The following is a 17,101-nucleotide window of genomic DNA, read 5'->3' as shown; positions in this document are numbered from 1 at the left end:
CCCCCCTTCCCCATACCCCGCCGAATGGGTATACAGTCGACCCGTACCGGCATCGTGCCGGAATGAACCCTGGGAGGGGACCATGCGCAAGACCTTCAAGACCCTGCTGCTGGCACTGCCGCTGTGCCTGGCCGCGCTCTCGGCGCAGGCCGCCGACGGCGCCGCCGGCCGCTGGAAGACCATCGACGACAAGACCGGCAAGGTGAAGTCGATCGTCGAGATCACCCAGGCCGCCAACGGCACCCTGACCGGCAAGGTGGTCGACATCCTGCACTCGGACAAGGGCCCCAACCCGGTCTGTGACGGCTGTGAAGGCGCCAACAGGAACAAGCCGGTGAAGGGCATGACCATCCTCTGGAACCTGAAGGCCGACGGCGCCAACAAGTGGTCCGGTGGCACCATCCTCGACCCGGCCAACGGCAAGACCTACAAGTCGAAGATGGAACTGCAGCCCGGCGGCACCCGGCTGGACGTGTCCGGCTGCATCGCCTTCATCTGCCGCGCGCAGACCTGGCAGCGCGAATAAGCGCCCCGGCCCCCGCTTCATCCCCGTGACCCGGCCTCGGCCGGGTCACCTCGTTGCGGGCATGCGATACTCTGCGGTTCCCCTCGGCTTCACCCCGCGACCATGACCCGTACCGCGCTCGTCACCACCGCCCTGCCCTACGCCAACGGCCCGCTGCACCTGGGCCACCTGGTCGGCTACATCCAGGCCGACATCTGGGTGCGTGCGCGGCGAATGAGTGGCGGCAAGGCCTGGTTTGTCTGCGCCGACGATACCCATGGCACGCCGATCATGCTGGCCGCGGAAAAGGCCGGGGTCACCCCGGAAACCTTCATCGCCAACATCCAGGCCAGCCACGAACGTGACTTCGCCGCCTTCGGCGTGGCCTTCGACCACTACGACTCGACCAATTCGGCGGCTAACAAGGCGCTGACCGAGCAGTTCTACCTGAAGCTGGAAGCGGCCGGCCACATCAGCCGCCGTTCGGTGGCGCAGTTCTACGACCCGGCCAAGGGCATGTTCCTGCCCGACCGCTACGTCAAGGGCATCTGCCCGAACTGCGGCAGCCCCGACCAATACGGCGACAACTGCGAAGTGTGCGGCGCTACCTATGCGCCGACCGACCTGAAGGAACCGCGTTCGGTCATCTCCGGTGCCACGCCGGAAATGCGCGATTCGGAGCACTTCTTCTTCGAGGTGGGCCACTTCGACGCGTTCCTGCGCGAATGGCTGGCCGGCGACGTCGCCCTGCCGGGCGTGAAGGCCAAGCTGGGTGAGTGGCTCAATGCCGAAGGTGGCCTGCGCGCGTGGGACATCTCGCGCGATGCGCCGTACTTCGGCTTCCAGATTCCCGGCCAACCGGGCAAGTACTTCTACGTCTGGCTGGATGCACCGATCGGCTACCTGTCCAGCTTCCAGACCCTGTGCGGCAGGATCGGCGAAGACTTCGAAGCGCACCTGCGCGCCGGTACCAGCACCGAGCTGCACCACTTCATCGGCAAGGACATCGTCAACTTCCACGGCCTGTTCTGGCCGGCGGTGCTGCACGGTACCGGCCACCGCGCGCCGACCCGCCTGCACGTCAACGGCTACCTGACCGTGGACGGTGCCAAGATGAGCAAGTCGCGCGGCACCTTCGTGATGGCGCGTACCTTCCTCGATGCCGGCCTGGAGCCGGAAGCGCTGCGCTACTACTACGCCGCCAAGTCCGGCGGTGGCGTCGACGATCTCGACCTGAACCTGGGTGACTTCATCGCCCGCGTCAACGCCGACCTGGTCGGCAAGTTCGTCAACCTGGCCAGCCGCTGCGCCGGCTTCATCAGCAAGCGTTTCGACGGCCAGCTGGCCGCGCAGCTGCCCGATGCAGCGCAGTACCAGCGCTTCGTCGACGGCCTGGCGCCGATCCGTGAAGCCTACGAGCGCAACGACCCGGCCGCGGCGATCCGCCTGACCATGGCCCTGGCCGACGAAGCCAACCGCTACATCGACGACGTCAAGCCGTGGGTCATCGCCAAGCAGGAAGGCGCCGACGCGCAGCTGCAAGCCGTGTGCAGCCAGGGCCTGAACCTGTTCCGCGTACTGGTCACCGCCCTGAAGCCGGTGCTGCCGGCCACCGCCGCGCAGGCCGAAGCCTTCCTGGCCGCGCCGGTGAACGACTGGACCGAACTGGCACAGCCGCTGCTGGGCCACCGCATCACCGACTACACCCCGCTGTTCACCCGTATCGACCCGAAGAAGATTGACGCCATGATCGACGCCTCCAAGGACACCCTGCAGCCGGCGGCTGCCGCTGCCCCCGCCGCCAAGCCGGCCGCCCCGGCCCCGGCCAAGGACGAAGCAAAGAGCGCCGACGCGCCGGCCTACATCGGCATCGACGATTTCGCCAAGCTCGACCTGCGCATCGGCAAGGTGCTGGTCTGCGAGTTCGTGGAAGGATCGGACAAGCTGCTGCGCTTCGAGCTGGATGCAGGTGAACTGGGCAAGCGCCAGATCTTCTCCGGTATCCGTGGCAGCTACGGCGAGCCGGAGAAGCTGGTCGGCCGCAGCGTGGTGTTCATCGCCAACCTGGCCCCGCGCAAGATGCGCTTCGGCCTGAGCGAAGGCATGATCCTGTCGGCCGGCTTCGACGGCGGTGCGCTGGCGTTGCTGGACGCCGACAGCGGCGCGCAGCCGGGAATGCCGGTCCGCTGATGCCCGCAGCGGGCGTGGCCTCGGCCGCGCCCGCCGGCAGCATTGGCCAGCGGAGGCAACGCGATGGGAGGCAACGGAATGGAACTGGCGCTGTTCGACTTCGACCACACCGTGACCACCTGCGATACCTATGGCCGTTTCCTGCGCCGCGTGGCCACCGCCGAACAGCTGGCGCAGGCGTGGTGGAAGGTCGGCCCGTGGCTGCTCGCGTACAAGCTGAAGCTGATCTCGGCCGAACGCATCCGCGCGCGCGTCACCCGCCTGACCTTCAGCGACCGCCACAGTGACGACATCGCCACCCTGGCCGCCGGCTTCTCGCGTGAGTTCCTGCCCGACGTGGTGCGCCCGGAAATGCTGGAGCAGATCCGCTGGCACAAGGAACAGCAGCACACCGTGGTGATCGTGTCCGGCTCGCTGGACCTGTACCTGCGGCCGTGGTGCGAGCAGCTGGGCCTGCAGTTGATCTGCAACCGGCTGGAATGTCAGGACGGACGCCTGACCGGCCGTTACGCCGGTGGCGACTGTGGCCCGCGCAAGGTCGAGCACATCCGTCGCCAGTTCGATCTGTCGCGTTACGTGCGCATCCATGCCTACGGTGACAGTTCCGAAGACAAGCCGATGCTGGCGCTGGCCCACGAGCGCTGGTTCCGCGGCAAACCCCTGAAGTAACCCGACGCGCAGCCTTCGCCACGCATGAGCCTGATCCCACCCCTGACCGAACGCCTCGACCGCCTGTTGCCGCAGACCCAATGCGGGCAATGCGGCTACGACGGTTGCCGACCGTACGCGCAGGCGATGGCGCGCGGCGAGGCAGGCGTCGACCGCTGCCCACCCGGTGGCGATGCCGGTGCACGCGCGCTGGCCCAGGTTCTGCGCGTACCGGCGATTCCTTTTGATCGTTCGCGCGGCGAGCACAAGGCGCCGCAGGTGGCGTTGATCGTGGAAGCCGACTGCATCGGCTGCACCAAGTGCATCCAGGCCTGCCCGGTGGACGCCATCGTCGGCGGCGCCAAGTACATGCACACGGTGATCGCCGATCTGTGCACCGGCTGTGAGCTGTGCATCCCGCCGTGCCCGGTGGACTGCATCGAGCTGGTGCCAGCGTAGCCACCGGACCAACCGGCGGAGCGGCGGGGTAGAGTCGACTGTTAGTCGACTGCTCTTCGTTCCGGCGGCGCAAAACCCCGCGCTGCGCGCGACAGTCGACTAACAGTCGACTCTACCCCCCCTCCACTGCTGGGAGGTGACCTTGCCGTTACGGCACTGCCGCCGTCACCACGATCTCGACCTTCCAGTCGGCGTGGGCCAGTTTGGCCTCGACCGTGGCGCGCGCCGGGGTCGCACCTTCCACCACCCACTCATCCCATGCCTTGTTCATGCCATCGAAGTCGGCCATGTCGGCCAGGAACACTTCGGCGCGCAGCACGTGCTGGCGATCACTGGCCACCAGCGCCAGCAGCTTGTCGATCTCGGCCAGCACCTGCCGGGTCTGCCCGGTGATGTCCTGGCTGGTGTCTTCCGGAATCTGGCCGGAGAGATAGGCGACCTTGTTGTACACGGTCATTTCGGACATGCGCGGTCCAACGTCGTAACGCTCCATCATGGGCGTGGCTCCTGCGGGTGATCAGGCCTGCATTGTCCTCCAAACCGGTCAACGATGGGTGCAGGGCAGCCTTCCACACACGGTCACTACCGGCTTCCGACAGCGACGCTGGTCAAATGCCAGCGACAGGCGCACGATGCGCCACGGCTGCATTGACACCGCCCTCGCCCTCCCTGACGCACCCTTGCGCCGATGACCGAAACCACCGACCCCGCCACCGCTCCCTCCACCCCGGCATGGAAGCGGGTCCTCACCATCGTCATCCCGCTGCTGATCCTTGCGTTGGCGCTGCACGGCCTGGCCAACGAGTTCGATGAGAACGGCTACCGCGCCATCCGCCATGCCTTCCACCAGCTCAGTGGCACGCAGATCGCGCTTACTGTCGTGCTGGGCCTGGCCAGCTATGCCTGCCTGATCGGCTTTGATGCCATCGGCCTGCGCCGCAGCGGCATCCGCGTGCATCCGGCGCGCATCGGCATCACCGCGTTCCTGGCACACACGCTCGGCCAGACCGTGGGCTTTGCCGCGCTCACCGGCGGTGCGGTGCGCCTGCGCGGCTACCGTACCGCCGGCCTCGACCTGGCGCAGATCGGCCAGGTCGTGCTGATGAGCACGCTCGGCTTCGTGTTCGGTGCGTGGCTGCTGATCAGCGTGGCGCTGTGCATGGAACCGGCGGCAGCGGCGCTTGCCCTGCCGCTGGACCCGGATGCGGTGCGCGTGGTCGGCATCGTCGCGCTGCTGGCCTATGCGGCCACCCTGCTGCTGGTCGGCCGCGATGGACGCCAGTTCAGCGTGTTCGGCCATGCGCTGTGGCTGCCCGACCGGCGCACGATGATCGGCGTGACCGTGCTCAGCGTGATCGAGCTGGTGCTGGCCAGTGCCGCGTTCTATGTGCTGCTTCCGGACTCGACGCCGACCGGCCTGCCCGGCTTCGTCGGCCTGTACCTGGTCGCGGTGCTGGCCGGCCTGGTTTCGACCGTGCCCGCCGGCCTCGGCGTGTTCGAATGGAGCCTGCTGAAGCTGCTGCCACAGGTGGCACCGGCTGCGGTGCTGGCGGCGGCGTTGATCTACCGCGTCACCTACTACGTGCTTCCCCTGCTGCTGGCCACCCTGCTCGCGCTTGCACCCGCGCTGCGCCAGCCGCTGCAGGCCAGTGCCGGGGCGACCCGTGCCGGCTGGAACGCGCTGCGCCCATGGTTGCCGCAGATCATCGCGCTGGCGGTGTTCAGCATCGGTGCTGCGCTGGTCATCGACGGCACGTTGCCCACGCCGCGCCGTCACCTGGTCAACGCATCACTGCCGATCCTGGAAACGTCCCATCTGATCGGCAGCCTCAGCGGCGTCGCCCTGCTGCTGATCGGCCAGGGCCTGGCCCGGCGCAGCCATGCCGCATGGATGCTGGCGATGGCCGTGTGCGTGATCACCCCGTTGCCACTGTGGCTGCGCGGTGGCCAACCGTTGATCGCGGTCTCCGCCCTGCTGGTGGCGATGGCGCTGTGGGCCGCACGCCGCGAGTTCTACCGCCAGGGCGCACTGCTCGATGAAGCATGGTCGTGGCCATGGCTGCGCAACCTCGGCCTGGTACTGGTGGCGGTCACCTGGCTGTTGTTCTTCACCTACAGCCATGTCGAGTACCAGAACGAACTGTGGTGGCAGTTTGCGATATCCGGCAACGCACCGCGTGCGCTGCGTGCGCTGCTGGTGGTGGCGATCGCGCTGGTGATGTTCGGCCTGGCGCGGCTGCTGCACAGTACGCGCAGCCCGCTGCCAGCCGCCGACGAGGCCACGCTGCAATCATTGGCGCCGGTACTGGCCGGTGCCACCGATACCCAGGCCTGCCTGGTACTGACCGCCGACAAGGCGGTGCTGCGCGATGATGCGAAACAGGGCTTCGTGATGATGCAGCGCTACGGCGGTTCGCTGATCGCGATGGGCGATCCGGTCGGCCCGCCTGATGTGGCGCGTGCGCTGATATGGCGCTTCCGCGAGGAAGCTGACCGGCTCGGCCTGCGCCCGGTGTTCTACCAGGTGGGCGAGACCTACTGGCAGACCTATCTCGACCTGGGCCTGGGCCTGGTCAAGCTGGGCGAGGAAGCGATCGTGCCATTGCACGACTTCGGCCTGGAAGGCCGCGAACGCGCCGATCTGCGCCAGGCCTGGAACCGTGGCAAGCGCGGGGGCCTTTCGTTCCGCGTGGCACCGGTGGAAGAGATTCCCAGCCTGCTTCCCCGCCTGCACGCGATCTCCAACGCGTGGCTGGAAGACAAGGCCGGCGACGAGAAGGGTTTCTCGCTGGGCAGCTACGATCCGGATTACCTGGCGCGCTTCCCGGTGGCACTGGTCGAAGCCGAGGGCCAGATCGTGGCATTCGCCAACCTGTGGCAGGCACCGGCCGGTGCCGAGCTGTCGGTGGACCTCATGCGCCACGTCAACGAGGCACCGAAGGGCACGATGGATTTCCTGTTCATCGAGCTGTTCCTGTGGGGCCGCGCTCAGGGCTATGCGCGCTTCTCGCTGGGCATGGCGCCGCTGTCCGGGCTGGCCCAGCATCGCCTTGCTGGTCGCTGGAACCGACTGGCCGGCCTGCTCGCGCGGCATGGCGAACGCTTCTATGGCTTCAGTGGCCTGCGCCGCTTCAAGTCGAAGTTCGACCCGCAGTGGCGACCGCGCTATCTGGCAGCACCCGGCGGCATGCATCTGCCGGCCGCGTTGCTGGATGCCACGCGCCTGATCTCTCTGGACCCGCGGCGTAACTGAAGCCCTGAGCCGCCGGGCATGGCCCGGCGCTGCAAGCCACCCGGTAGGTGTCGACCTTGGTCGACACGGCGGCGACAGCGTTCGGGCGTGGCCCGGCGCTACGCCCCGCCCTTGAGGATCACTTCGGCCAATCGGTCGTAATCACCATTGAAGTGATGGTCGCCCGGCAGCTTCACCTTCTGCACGCCGTCGTTGGCCGGCAGGCCGGGGCACAGCGCGTCGTCATCCTTGTCGCCATACACGCAGAGGGTCTTCGCCGCCGGCAGCTTCGCCACTTCCGGCGCGATCGGCAGACCATCGCCGCCACCGCCCAGCCAGTTGCTGACATGGAATTCGAAGTCAGCCTTCCTGCCCACCGACAGCAGCACGATACGGTCCAGCGCCTCACGGGTGCCGGCATCAAGCTGGTTGATGGTGGCCGGCAGCACGTCGGCACCCTGCGAGAAACCGATCAGCATCACCTTGTCGCGATGCCACTGCTGGCGGTAGTGATCGATGATCTTCTGCAGGTCAGTGGCAAATCCCTTCGGCGTGCGTTCGCTCCAGAAGTAGCGCAGTGAGTCGATGCCGACCACGGCCACGCCATGCTCGTTGAGCGACGATGCCACGTCCTTGTCCAAGCCGGCCCAGCCGCCATCGCCGGAAACGAACACGGCCAGCGTGTCGCCGCTGCCAGTCGCCGGTACTTCTACTATCGGCAGGCCCTTCAGCGCGGCTGGTGGCGGTGCCAGGCTGACGCCGGCCTGCGCGCCGATCACCCGCGCCGCCGCCACCAGGCCGGGTGAAGCATCACCGCGCGCGGTGCGCTTGAACTCGCGTGCCATCGCCACCTGCTGCACGAAGCGGCTGGCCTCGCCAACCTTGCAGCCATGGTCGCCGGCGGCGCTCAGCCACGGGGAATTCAACTCGGCAGGCTGCAGCTTGTTGTGCTTCACGCCATCGCCGCAGACCATGCGCTCGTGGCTGCGATCCGGGCAGAAGCCAGTGGTCAGCAGGCCGGCGAACACTTGGGTGTCGGCCTGTGCGGCCAGCGTGTAGGCCATCTCGGCGCCTTCACCATCACCACCGACCAGCGGCAGGTGGTAGCCAGGCAGGTGCAGGGAGGCCTGCAACCAGCGCGAGAAGTTCTCGACGTCGCCGGAACCGAACGAACAGGTCGGATTCCCCTCGCGCTTGAGGACGCTGCGCAGATGCGCGATGTCCACGGCAGCCACCATCGCGCCATCGGCACGCAGGGCCTCGATCGGAAGGCGGCTGGTATCACCACCGGAGGTGGGTTCATGGAACCAGATCACCACACGCTGCGGCGTGCCAGCCGGCATGTGCACCGGAATCTGCTCGAACCGCCCGTGGCTGAACTGCTGCACGTTGGCCGCCGCCATTGCCGGCAGTGCTGCCAACGCCAGAACCACACCCATTGCCCTGCCCAGCCCTGCACGCTTCATGTCGCATCCCCGATGGAATGCGCACACGATACGCCGCCGCCGCGTGCACGGCACGTACCGGCGCAGGCCGTTGGGGATTCAGTGGGCTGCGGCCCGACGGCTGCGCCGGTACAGGGCCATCGCCAGATACAGCAGCCAGCCAACGATCACCGCGATCACCACTTTCTGTCCCAGCCCACGCGGTGGTCCACCACGCCACAGCACATGCAGCCACAGCAGCACGAAGGCCAGCCATGCCCAGCCCCAGAGCAGGCCCGCGGCGGACTGCCAACCCGGTTCGCGGCGCAGGTACCAGGCCTGCAGCAGCATGCCGACGCTGGCACACAGGAACGCGGTGTTGGCTGCCAGTCCATGGATGAACGGTGCAAGCAGCGGGGTCGCTTCAGGCAGCCAGCTGTCACCGATGGCGACCGTCGCCAGCCCCAGCGCAGAGACAGTGAACAACAGCGGCGCCGCCGCACTGCGGCGCGGCCCGATGCTGCCGCGATACAGCGCAATGCCAAGCGCCGCAATGGCCAGCGCCAGCAGGCAGTAGGCAGCGCGCAATGCCAGGCCCCACGGCCCGTGCAGGTACAGGCTCAAGGTTGCCCGCACCCAGTCCAGATCACTGCGCGCGACCTGGGTCCACAGCGCGGTGGTCACGAACAGCAGCAGCGCCACCAGTGCCAGCACCGCCGCCGGACGCGCACGGCTCATGGCGTTGCCTCCGGATGCCGCGTCTTCCACTCGGCCAGCGCCTTGCGATAGCGCTGCAGCTCATCGGCATACAGATCCAGCACGCACAGCGGACAGCCGCTGCCACAGCACTCGTTGGGACCGGGCTCTTCGGGGGGCAGCGGGCGGGGGTCGGGATCAGGGACGGACACGGTCGGAAACAACAATCATCGGAAACAGGCCACCAGTGTACCGGGCCGGCTCAACCACCCAGCTGTCGACGCAGGTTTTCCCGAGCCGCCGCATCCAGACGCTGGTGGAAGAATTCACTGAGGAAGATGCGCGGCGCCCGCAGCAGCCCCTGCAGGAAACGGCGACGCCCGGCGCGGTACAGGAAGCCCGGCACGACCCCTTTGTACTCTTCGGCCACGCCACGATCGTAGGCGGCGAACACCGGCTCGGGCGCGGCCAGGATCGCCATGTCGCAGTCCAGGAACAGCGCGGCCTCGGCATCAACGTCGTCCGGGCCCAGATCGCCATGGCGGGCTGTCAGCAGGATCAACTGCTCGACCCGCGCGGCGTCGACGCCGGCCAGTTCCGGGGCCCGTGCGATTGCCTGCAGGGCCAGCGCCGCCGAACGCGCTTCGTTGTCCTTGCGGCCCGCCACATAGATCGCGTCGTGGTAGAGCACGGCCAGGTACACCTCGGCGGGCCTCTGCCAGCCCGGGCCGTCAGCCACATCCTGGCAGTGCTGCAGCACCGCGCGTACGTGTCCGAAGTGGTGGTAGGCGCGGGGCGGCGTTGCGTAGCTGTCCTGCAGCGCCTGCCACTGCGCAGGAGCCAGCGTCAGCGGAGAGAAATCCATACCCGGATCATCCCGCCTGCGCAGCCCCGCGGCAAGCTGATGGTTTTTTCACCACATACTCACAACGCTTGCCCGGTGAGGCCTGGACGCGGTTGTCCACAGCTTTGTCGAGCGCTGGTCCACATCGGTTGTGGATGAAACGCCGTACCGGCCACGCGCCGACCAACGGTCACTGCAGCGCGGCGCCGCCGGGTCTACACTCGCTGCAGGCGGGAGCGCCCGCCGCTGCCGGGAACTGTCATGTACCGCCCTGCCGCCCGCATCTTCGTCGTGGTCCTGGCCGCTTTGATGGCCGCGCCGCTCTGCGCACAGGATCACCCGCGCACCGATGCACTCCCGCCCATCGGCAGCGTCACCCCGGTGGAGGTCCCCTCACCGGAACAGGTCTTCGCGATTCCTCCCGCAATGCGCGCGATGCTGCAGGCGCAGGTGATCGACCGCAGTTCATCGCGCGAGCAGCGGCTGCAGGCACTGGTGGAAATGATCTTCGGCCGCCAGGGGCTGGACCTGCAGTACGACGCGAACGCGACCTACACCGTGGACGAAGTCTGGCAGCAGCGCCGCGCCAACTGCCTCGCCTTTACGCTGATGTTCGTGGCACTGGCGCGCGAGGCTGGCATCCAGGCCCGCGTTCAGGAAGTCGGCCAGGTCGTGTCCTGGTACCAGGACCAGGACGCCGGCGTGGTCTACAGTGTGGGCCACGTCAACGCGGGCGTGGAGATCGCGGGGCGTTACGCCACGGTCGACCTCGATCGCAACGTACTCTACGACCGCCACGGCCCGCAGCCGGTCAACCGCGCGCGTGCACTGGCGCATTTCTACAACAATCGAGGTGCCGACCGCATGGCCGAAGGAGACCTCGTCGGCGCCCGCGCGTTCTTCGATGCCTCGGTCGTGCAGGATCGCGCGTTCCCCTCGGTCTGGAACAACCTGGGTGTGCTCGACAACCGTGAGGGCAACACCGATGCGGCGCGGCAGGCACTGGACCGCGCCCTGCGCCTGGACGGTCGCCAGGATGCGGCGCTGACCAATGCCAGCGCGCTGTATCGGCAGCTTGGGCTGGATGCGCAGGCCAAGGCCCTGGAGCGACGCTTGAAGTCGGTGCAGCGTGAGGACCCGTTTGCGCAGTACATGCTGGGCACGCAGGCCGAGCAGGCCGGAAAGCTGGCCGAAGCCATCCGCTATTACCGGCAGGCCGTGCGCCTGTATGACACCGCGCACCAGTTCCACTTCGGGCTGGCGCGCGTGTATTTCCTGTCCGGGCAGCTTGAACGCGCCGACCGTGAACTGACCCGCGCGCAGCTTCTGGGTGGTGCAACGGAACAGGCACGCTACCAGGCCAAGCTCGACAGCCTGGCCCGCTGGCGCGCGCAGCAGCAGGCCAGGCGCTGAGACCGATCAGGCCTTCTTGAGGAAGCAGGTCTTCAGGACCAGGCCCTTGATCTTGTCCGAGTTGCCTTCGATGTGCTCGGCATCATCTTCGACCAGGCGGATGTTGCGGATCACGGTGCCCTGCTTCAGCGGGATCGAAGACCCCTTCACCTTCAGGTCCTTGATCACGGTGACGGTGTCGCCGGCCTGCAGGGTATTGCCGTTGCTGTCACGCACGACCAGGGCCGAACCGGCACTTTCCTCGGCGGTCCATTCGAAACCGCAATCGGCGCAGATCCACAGCGCGCCATCGGCATAGGTGTTTTCCAGGGTGCACTGCGGGCAGGCGGGAACAGACGACATCGGCAAGTACCTCAAAGTGAATCAACAGCCGCCATTGTAACCGCCCGGTCCGGGACCCCGGCTCCCTGGCAGGTGCCCGGCCGCCGCCATGACCACGGCTGGAGCAGCCGTGACGCTGGAACTTGCAGTCGGCGGCGAACTGCAGCAGAGTGCGCGGCCCCTGACCGCCCCCGGAACTCCCCATGCGCCTCGGCATCGACTTCGGTACCAGCAACTCCGCCGCCGCCATCGTGCATGAGGGGAAACTGCTGCCGATCCGTTTCGGTGACGCCGAACAGTTCCGCACCAGCGTGTACTTCCCCGGCGTGGTGCCCGACCCGGACGACTTCCAGCTCGACGACGGCCAGGAACACCAGCTGCAGCAGATGATCGATAGCGCCGCGCGTGCAGCCCGTGCCGCCGGCCAGGAACGCACGCCGCAGGCGCTGCGCCGTGAAGCCCTGCGGGCCCTGCGCCGTGAATGGATGGAGGCCCGCGCCGGCAAGGAACGCAGCGCCAGCGACCTGCTGCAGAACGCGGTCTACGGCGACGACGCGCTGGAAGCCTATTTCGAGGAACACGAAGGCAACCTGGTACAGAGCCCGAAGTCGATGCTGGGCTACAACCTGCACCCACGCGCGAAGCAGACCATCACCGGCATCGCCGCGCACATCCTCGAGCACATCCGCCTGACCGCCAGCGCCCAGCTTGGCCAGCCGCTGCGTGCCGCTCTGCTCGGCCGCCCGGTGCAGTTCCGCAGCTCGATCGGCGCGGCCGGCAATGACCAGGCACTGGATATCCTGCGCGAGGCCGCCACCCAGGCCGGCTTCGACCAGATCGACTTCCTCGAAGAACCCGCCGCGGCGGCCATGCACTACCACGCCGAAAGCCGCGAGCGGCACCAGGCGGTGATCGTCGACATCGGCGGCGGTACCACCGATATCGCGCATGCCGAAGTCGGTGGCGACGACGCCCCGCGTATCCACCGCGCGTGGGGTATCGCCCGCGGCGGTACCGACATTGATCTGGCGCTGAGCCTGTCCAGCTACATGCCGCTGTTCGGCCGCGGCATCACCCGCGTGCCCGCCCACCACTATGTGGAAGCAGCCACCGTGCAGGACATGACGCGCCAGCGCGACTTCCGCCAGCACAAATACGATCACGTCGACGAGCCGTGGGGCGGGCGCCTGCAGGCCCTGCAGGACACCGGCAATACCGCCCGCCTGTACCGCGATGTCGAACGCGCCAAGATCGCCCTCAGCGCCGCCAGCGAGCACCGCAGCACGCTGGACTACATCGCCCGCGACCTGCATGCCGACAGCAGCGCCGATGGCCTGGCCGCCGCCGCCCACGGCTACCTGGAGCAGATCCGGGAACTGCTGGCCCAGGTCCGCAGCGACATCGGGGGCGACCCGGATGCGGTGTTCCTGACCGGCGGCATGTCCCGTGCCGGCTACCTGCGCCAGGCCGTGGCCGAGGCCTTCCCGGGGGCCCGCATGGTCCACGGCGAGCCCTCGCTGGGCGTGGTCCAGGGCCTGGCGTTGGCGGCAGCCAGCCAGGATTAACAAAACGTTACGCGGTCTAAGTTACTCTTGGTCGGCTAGAACCCTGCTGCACCTTCCACCGGCCACGCCGGTGTGTGTCCACGGTGCAGCCTGGCCCGCCCTGCGGGCCTAGCGGCCATGCCTTCCTGGCTCGTTCATGGTCCGCGCAGCAACTGAGCCGCCATCGAGACCCGCTTTGGGCACCCGCCAGGCCCCTGTGGCCTTACAACCTGACGCAGCACCTGCACCCATCGACTGCCGCCGTTGTGACGCGGTCTGTTGCCGGCTGCCCGTGCTGCTGCAGCCCGGCGACCACGTGCCTGGCCAGTTCCTGTCACGCGACACCCACGGCCGTGCCGTGATGGCGCGCAACGAGGAAGGCTGGTGCGCGGCGATCGATCCCTATCACCTGCGCTGCACGATCTATTCGCAGCGCCCGGCGATCTGCCGCCAGTTTTCGATGGGCGGCGATGACTGCCGCCGCGAGCGGCAGGACTACCTGCGCCAGGCCGACGCCTGGGCGCTTTCCTCCCCTTCCACCTGACAGGAGCAACCATGCCCCGCAAGGCAAAGACCCCCGCGAAGGCCAGCAACAGCATCCGCAGCGAACGCAAGGGCGCGGCCGCCAGCACCGTAGTCAGCAGCGATTCGATCGCTTCGGACCTGGCAGCGTTCCGCAAGGCCGGTGGCAAGATCGAAGTCCTCGGCACCACCTGGGCGCTGAAGAAAGCCAGCTGACCCAGTACCGACCGCGGCGGCGCTGCCGCCGCGGCCTGCCGGACCGTGCTCAGCGATCCAGGCGTACCCGCACACTGCCCGAATGCGACTGGATGCGGATGTCTCCATCGCCGCCCCCCAGACGCGTATCGAGATGGCTGCCCGGCCCATAGCGCGGCCGCTCCACCTGACCGGCGTCGCTGTTGATCGAGCCGCTGAAGCTGTTCACCGACAGCTGTGCCGACACCGTGCGTGGCAGGCTCAGCGTGACCGAGGCACTGACCGATTCGACATTGATGCGGCCACCGGGCGCCAGCCCGGCCGCTGCCAGATCGATGCTGCCAGAGACGGTTTCCACCGCCAGTCGCTGCACGCGCCCGGCGTCGACCTCGACCCGTCCGGACACCGTCTGCGCACCGATATCACCGGACACGCCACCGCCGGCCTCGATGCGGCCACTGACGGTGTTCACATCCAGCTTCGGCGTCTGCAGGCGTGCGCTGACGCTGCCACTGACCGTGTTGAGCTTGCTGTCGCCACTGCGGCCAGCCGCGCTCAGGCTGCCGCTGACCGTGTCGGCCTGCAGCCGTCGCACATCGATACCACTGATGTCCTGGCTGGCGCTGACCGTGCTCAGCAGCAGCTCCACCGATCGCGGCACGTTCAGCACCAGCGTTGCACCGCCGTTGTTGCTGCGGCGCGGATATTCGATCTCCCAGCGCACACGGTTGGCGCTTTTTTCCTGGCGCAACTGCAGGCCGTCGCTGAGCGTGCCGGTGAGCTGCACGTCATTGCGGTCCCAGCCACGCACGGTCACCTTGCCGGCCACGTTGCTCAGCTCGATGCGCCCCCCCGCAGCCAAGGTGTGGCGCTCGTCGATGCGGGTGTCGGCCAGCGCCACGGCAGGGGCCAACAGCAGCGCGACGCAACAGGAAATCAGGGTTCGGGTCATGGGGGTCTCCTCAGGTCGTCAAGCCGGACTCGGCGGCATAGGCCGCCTGCCGGGTCAGTTCCAGCCGCAGCGCATAGGTGCGCTTGAGCTGGCCAAGCAGGTGCGGCGCACGCGGGTCCTGCGCCAGGGCGGCACGGATCTGCGCCGCGCTTTCATCCAATTCATGCAGGGCCGGCTGCCATTCCGGCGCCCGTCCATCGGGCAGCGCGGCCACGGCCTGCTGGTACTGCTCGGTCATCGCCGCGGCCTGCAGCTGCAGGGCGGACGGCGCCGGCATATCCGGCTGCGCATGCCGCCACGGCGCCACCGCATACAGTGCCAGGCTGGCAGCCAGGGCAGCGCCGGCCGGCAACCACCAGCGGCGCCGCGAACGCACCGGCAGGACCACCACGTTGTCCGTTGGCGCGGGTGCTGCCTGCGATTCACGCGGCGGCAGCCGGGCGGACAGGCGTGCCCAGCCATCGGCGGGTACATCGCGCTCGTTCGGCAGCGCGCGCAGCCGGGCCAGCAGGTCGTGATCGGAATCGTGTTCGTGTGTACTCATGTCATGTCTCCCAGCCGTGCGCGCAACAGGCCGCGCGCACGATGCAGCTGTGCCTTGGAACTGCCGACTGCCATCTGCAGCTGCTCGGCGATTTCCTGGTGTTTCCAGCCTTCGATATCGTGCAGCACCAGTACCGCACGCGCCCGTGGTGGCAGTGTCGACAATGCGCGCTCCAGGTCACGCTCGGTACCCGCGCAACGGTCATGCACCGCCAGTTCCTGCAGGCCGCCATCGACATCCTCCAGGCTGTCGTGATCCTGCCCTGCGGCGCGACCGCGCAGTTCCATCAGTGCGGCGTTGACCCCCAGCCGATGCAGCCAGGTGGACAGGCTGCTCTCGAAACGGAACCCTGGCAGGGCTTTCCAGGCCTGCAGGAAGGCCTCCTGCAACGCATCCTCGGCACGTGCCTGCTGGCCGCCACACAACCGCCACAGGACAGCGAATACACGCGGCGCGTGACGCCGGTACAGCAGTTCGTAGGCAGCGGTGTCGCCGGCGGCCGCCGCCCGCACCAGGGCGGGTTCGTCGACGGCGTCGTTGGCGGCAGGCAGCGCGGGCATGGTGGTGTCGAGCATATCGCTTGGATGCGGCGACCCGGGAAAAGGTTTAGAGCCGATCGACGGCCGATGCCATGCAACCTTTTCGACGGCTGCTGCATCCATGGAAGGTCCTTCGCGAATCTGCCGTCCGGGAGTCCTGCCATGTCCAGCCCTTCCTGCGCCGCCCTGCTGGTGATCGCTGCCTGCGTCCTGCTGCAGGCGCTGGGCCTGTCACTGCAGCTGCGCCCCGACAACGGCCGCGCCTGCCTGCAGCAGCACCGCCAGGAGCTGGTCTGCCTGGCCTGGACCCCGGCGGTCGAATCCCCCGCACGCGCCGGGTAACATCGAGGGCCGTTATTGCCACCCGTCGTCGCCCCCATGATGTTGTCGCTGAAGGATCACCTGCCGGCCTGGACCTACCCTTGGCTCCACGACGCGGGTATCGCCGTGAAGATCCTGCTCACCCTGCTGGCCGCGTGGCTGCTGCGGGTGCTGGCACGGCGCTTGATCCGCCGCTTCGCCGAGCACTACACGCTGCCACCGGAAATGGTGATGGGCGCGCGCCGGATCACCAGTTTCGTGGTCTATTTCAGCGCAGTGCTGTACATCCTCAGCCTGCTCGGCGCATCGCCGTCGGTATTGTGGACCGCGTTCACCGGCTTCGCGGCGGTGGGTGCGGTGGCCTTCTTCGCGGCCTGGAGCGTGCTCTCCAACATCTTCTGCACGCTGCTGATCTTCACCACGCGCCCGTTCCGCCTGCATGACTACATCGAGGTGCTGGAGAACGGCGAGAAACCGGGCCTGAAGGGCCGGGTGATCGACGTGAACCTGATCTACACCACGCTGCAGGAAACCGGCGACGGCCACGAGGGCACGGTGCTGCAGCTGCCGAACAACCTGTTCTTCCAGCGCACGGTGCGGCGCTGGCGCGACCCGGCACAGGCCCCCGGCGGCATCCAGGGCGACGGCTGAGGGGGTCTTCCTTTGCAGGGCTGCGCCCTGCACCTGCAGAGGCCGAAGCCGAAGCAAGATCAAGAGCGGCATTCCGTGGGATGGCGGGGCGGTGTGGGTGG

At 67.8% G+C, this 17,101-nt stretch carries 20 protein-coding genes; 11 read left to right on the top strand and 9 right to left on the bottom strand.

The window, feature by feature from the left end; all coding sequences use genetic code 11:
• Positions 1-82: 82 nt before the first annotated feature.
• The 4 genes from O0K41_RS19825 to rnfB all read left to right on the top strand — a co-directional run bounded on the left by O0K41_RS19825 (position 83) and on the right by rnfB (position 3,802).
• Positions 83-526, top strand: coding sequence for a DUF2147 domain-containing protein (locus O0K41_RS19825; protein ID WP_005410552.1), 444 nt, complete (start codon positions 83-85; stop codon positions 524-526).
• A 102-nt stretch (positions 527-628) separates the two neighbouring features.
• Positions 629-2,695 carry a methionine--tRNA ligase gene (metG, locus tag O0K41_RS19820; RefSeq protein ID WP_049402327.1) on the top strand — a complete coding sequence of 689 codons (2,067 nt, stop codon included), beginning with the start codon at positions 629-631 and terminating at the stop codon, positions 2,693-2,695.
• Between the two features lie 78 nt (positions 2,696-2,773).
• Positions 2,774-3,364: an HAD family hydrolase gene (locus O0K41_RS19815; RefSeq protein WP_005414141.1), complete on the top strand. Its 591-nt coding sequence runs from the start codon at positions 2,774-2,776 to the stop codon at positions 3,362-3,364.
• 24 nt (positions 3,365-3,388) lie between these two features.
• Entirely contained in the window at positions 3,389-3,802 is a 414-nt protein-coding gene (rnfB, locus tag O0K41_RS19810) for an Rnf electron transport complex subunit RnfB (protein ID WP_012480943.1), read from the top strand.
• Between the two features lie 148 nt (positions 3,803-3,950).
• On the opposite strand, the gene O0K41_RS19805 is transcribed toward rnfB, so the two are convergent.
• Positions 3,951-4,298, bottom strand: coding sequence for a RidA family protein (locus O0K41_RS19805; protein ID WP_005410556.1), 348 nt, complete (start codon positions 4,296-4,298; stop codon positions 3,951-3,953).
• Between the two features lie 192 nt (positions 4,299-4,490).
• Here O0K41_RS19805 and mprF point away from each other — a divergent pair, with 192 nt between their 5' ends.
• The gene (gene mprF, locus O0K41_RS19800) at positions 4,491-7,055 is read left to right on the top strand and encodes a bifunctional lysylphosphatidylglycerol flippase/synthetase MprF (protein WP_005414230.1); all 2,565 of its coding nucleotides are present in this window, start codon (positions 4,491-4,493) and stop codon (positions 7,053-7,055) included.
• A gap of 98 nt (positions 7,056-7,153) precedes the next feature.
• Here the strand turns inward: mprF and O0K41_RS19795 are convergent, their stop codons facing one another.
• From O0K41_RS19795 to O0K41_RS19780, 4 genes are all read right to left on the bottom strand, one after another.
• Positions 7,154-8,500: an AcvB/VirJ family lysyl-phosphatidylglycerol hydrolase gene (locus O0K41_RS19795; RefSeq protein WP_171039710.1), complete on the bottom strand. Its 1,347-nt coding sequence runs from the start codon at positions 8,498-8,500 to the stop codon at positions 7,154-7,156.
• Between the two features lie 78 nt (positions 8,501-8,578).
• On the bottom strand, positions 8,579-9,196 hold the full coding sequence (locus O0K41_RS19790) for a DUF998 domain-containing protein (protein WP_099530202.1): 618 nt from the start codon (positions 9,194-9,196) through the stop codon (positions 8,579-8,581).
• Complete coding sequence (locus O0K41_RS19785; RefSeq protein WP_050550426.1) at positions 9,193-9,366, bottom strand: oxidoreductase-like domain-containing protein; 174 nt, start codon at positions 9,364-9,366, stop codon at positions 9,193-9,195. Before O0K41_RS19785 ends, O0K41_RS19790 begins: the two co-directional genes overlap by 4 nt.
• Positions 9,367-9,416: 50 nt before the next feature.
• On the bottom strand, positions 9,417-10,019 hold the full coding sequence (locus O0K41_RS19780) for a hypothetical protein (RefSeq protein WP_164223278.1): 603 nt from the start codon (positions 10,017-10,019) through the stop codon (positions 9,417-9,419).
• Between the two features lie 240 nt (positions 10,020-10,259).
• On the opposite strand from O0K41_RS19780, the gene O0K41_RS19775 reads away from it, so the two are divergent.
• Positions 10,260-11,411, top strand: coding sequence for a transglutaminase-like domain-containing protein (locus O0K41_RS19775; RefSeq protein WP_164223281.1), 1,152 nt, complete (start codon positions 10,260-10,262; stop codon positions 11,409-11,411).
• A gap of 6 nt (positions 11,412-11,417) precedes the next feature.
• Here the strand turns inward: O0K41_RS19775 and O0K41_RS19770 are convergent, their stop codons facing one another.
• A complete protein-coding gene (locus O0K41_RS19770) occupies positions 11,418-11,753 on the bottom strand; it encodes a zinc ribbon domain-containing protein YjdM (protein WP_049451003.1) in 336 nt (111 codons plus the stop codon).
• 182 nt (positions 11,754-11,935) lie between these two features.
• Here O0K41_RS19770 and O0K41_RS19765 point away from each other — a divergent pair, with 182 nt between their 5' ends.
• The 3 genes from O0K41_RS19765 to O0K41_RS19755 all read left to right on the top strand — a co-directional run bounded on the left by O0K41_RS19765 (position 11,936) and on the right by O0K41_RS19755 (position 14,014).
• Positions 11,936-13,297, top strand: coding sequence for an Hsp70 family protein (locus O0K41_RS19765; RefSeq protein WP_012480950.1), 1,362 nt, complete (start codon positions 11,936-11,938; stop codon positions 13,295-13,297).
• Positions 13,298-13,526: 229 nt separating this feature from the next.
• Positions 13,527-13,820 carry a YkgJ family cysteine cluster protein gene (locus O0K41_RS19760; protein WP_053462562.1) on the top strand — a complete coding sequence of 98 codons (294 nt, stop codon included), beginning with the start codon at positions 13,527-13,529 and terminating at the stop codon, positions 13,818-13,820.
• A gap of 11 nt (positions 13,821-13,831) precedes the next feature.
• A complete protein-coding gene (locus O0K41_RS19755) occupies positions 13,832-14,014 on the top strand; it encodes a hypothetical protein (protein ID WP_005410566.1) in 183 nt (60 codons plus the stop codon).
• A 49-nt stretch (positions 14,015-14,063) separates the two neighbouring features.
• On the opposite strand, the gene O0K41_RS19750 is transcribed toward O0K41_RS19755, so the two are convergent.
• From O0K41_RS19750 to O0K41_RS19740, 3 genes are read right to left on the bottom strand one after another with little or no spacing between them, the layout of a single operon-like run.
• Positions 14,064-14,945 (bottom strand): DUF4097 family beta strand repeat-containing protein, encoded by an 882-nt coding sequence (locus O0K41_RS19750; RefSeq protein WP_005414223.1) that lies wholly within the window; start codon positions 14,943-14,945, stop codon positions 14,064-14,066.
• Positions 14,946-14,955: 10 nt separating this feature from the next.
• Positions 14,956-15,489 carry a hypothetical protein gene (locus tag O0K41_RS19745; RefSeq protein ID WP_049451001.1) on the bottom strand — a complete coding sequence of 178 codons (534 nt, stop codon included), beginning with the start codon at positions 15,487-15,489 and terminating at the stop codon, positions 14,956-14,958.
• Complete coding sequence (locus O0K41_RS19740) at positions 15,486-16,064, bottom strand: sigma-70 family RNA polymerase sigma factor (RefSeq protein WP_005414221.1); 579 nt, start codon at positions 16,062-16,064, stop codon at positions 15,486-15,488. The genes O0K41_RS19745 and O0K41_RS19740 overlap by 4 nt, the downstream gene beginning before the upstream one ends.
• Before the next feature lie 126 nt (positions 16,065-16,190).
• Here O0K41_RS19740 and O0K41_RS19735 point away from each other — a divergent pair, with 126 nt between their 5' ends.
• Together O0K41_RS19735 and O0K41_RS19730 are read left to right on the top strand one after the other, a co-directional pair.
• Entirely contained in the window at positions 16,191-16,370 is a 180-nt protein-coding gene (locus O0K41_RS19735; RefSeq protein WP_005410570.1) for a hypothetical protein, read from the top strand.
• Between the two features lie 36 nt (positions 16,371-16,406).
• Positions 16,407-17,000 (top strand): mechanosensitive ion channel family protein, encoded by a 594-nt coding sequence (locus O0K41_RS19730; RefSeq protein ID WP_005410571.1) that lies wholly within the window; start codon positions 16,407-16,409, stop codon positions 16,998-17,000.
• The last annotated feature ends 101 nt before the right edge of the window (positions 17,001-17,101 follow it).

It is taken from the genome of Stenotrophomonas sp. Sm2128, assembly GCF_030985535.1.
In the GTDB taxonomy this organism is placed as follows: Bacteria; Pseudomonadota; Gammaproteobacteria; order Xanthomonadales; family Xanthomonadaceae; genus Stenotrophomonas; species Stenotrophomonas maltophilia.
This window is presented reverse-complemented; position numbering and strand designations above follow the sequence as displayed.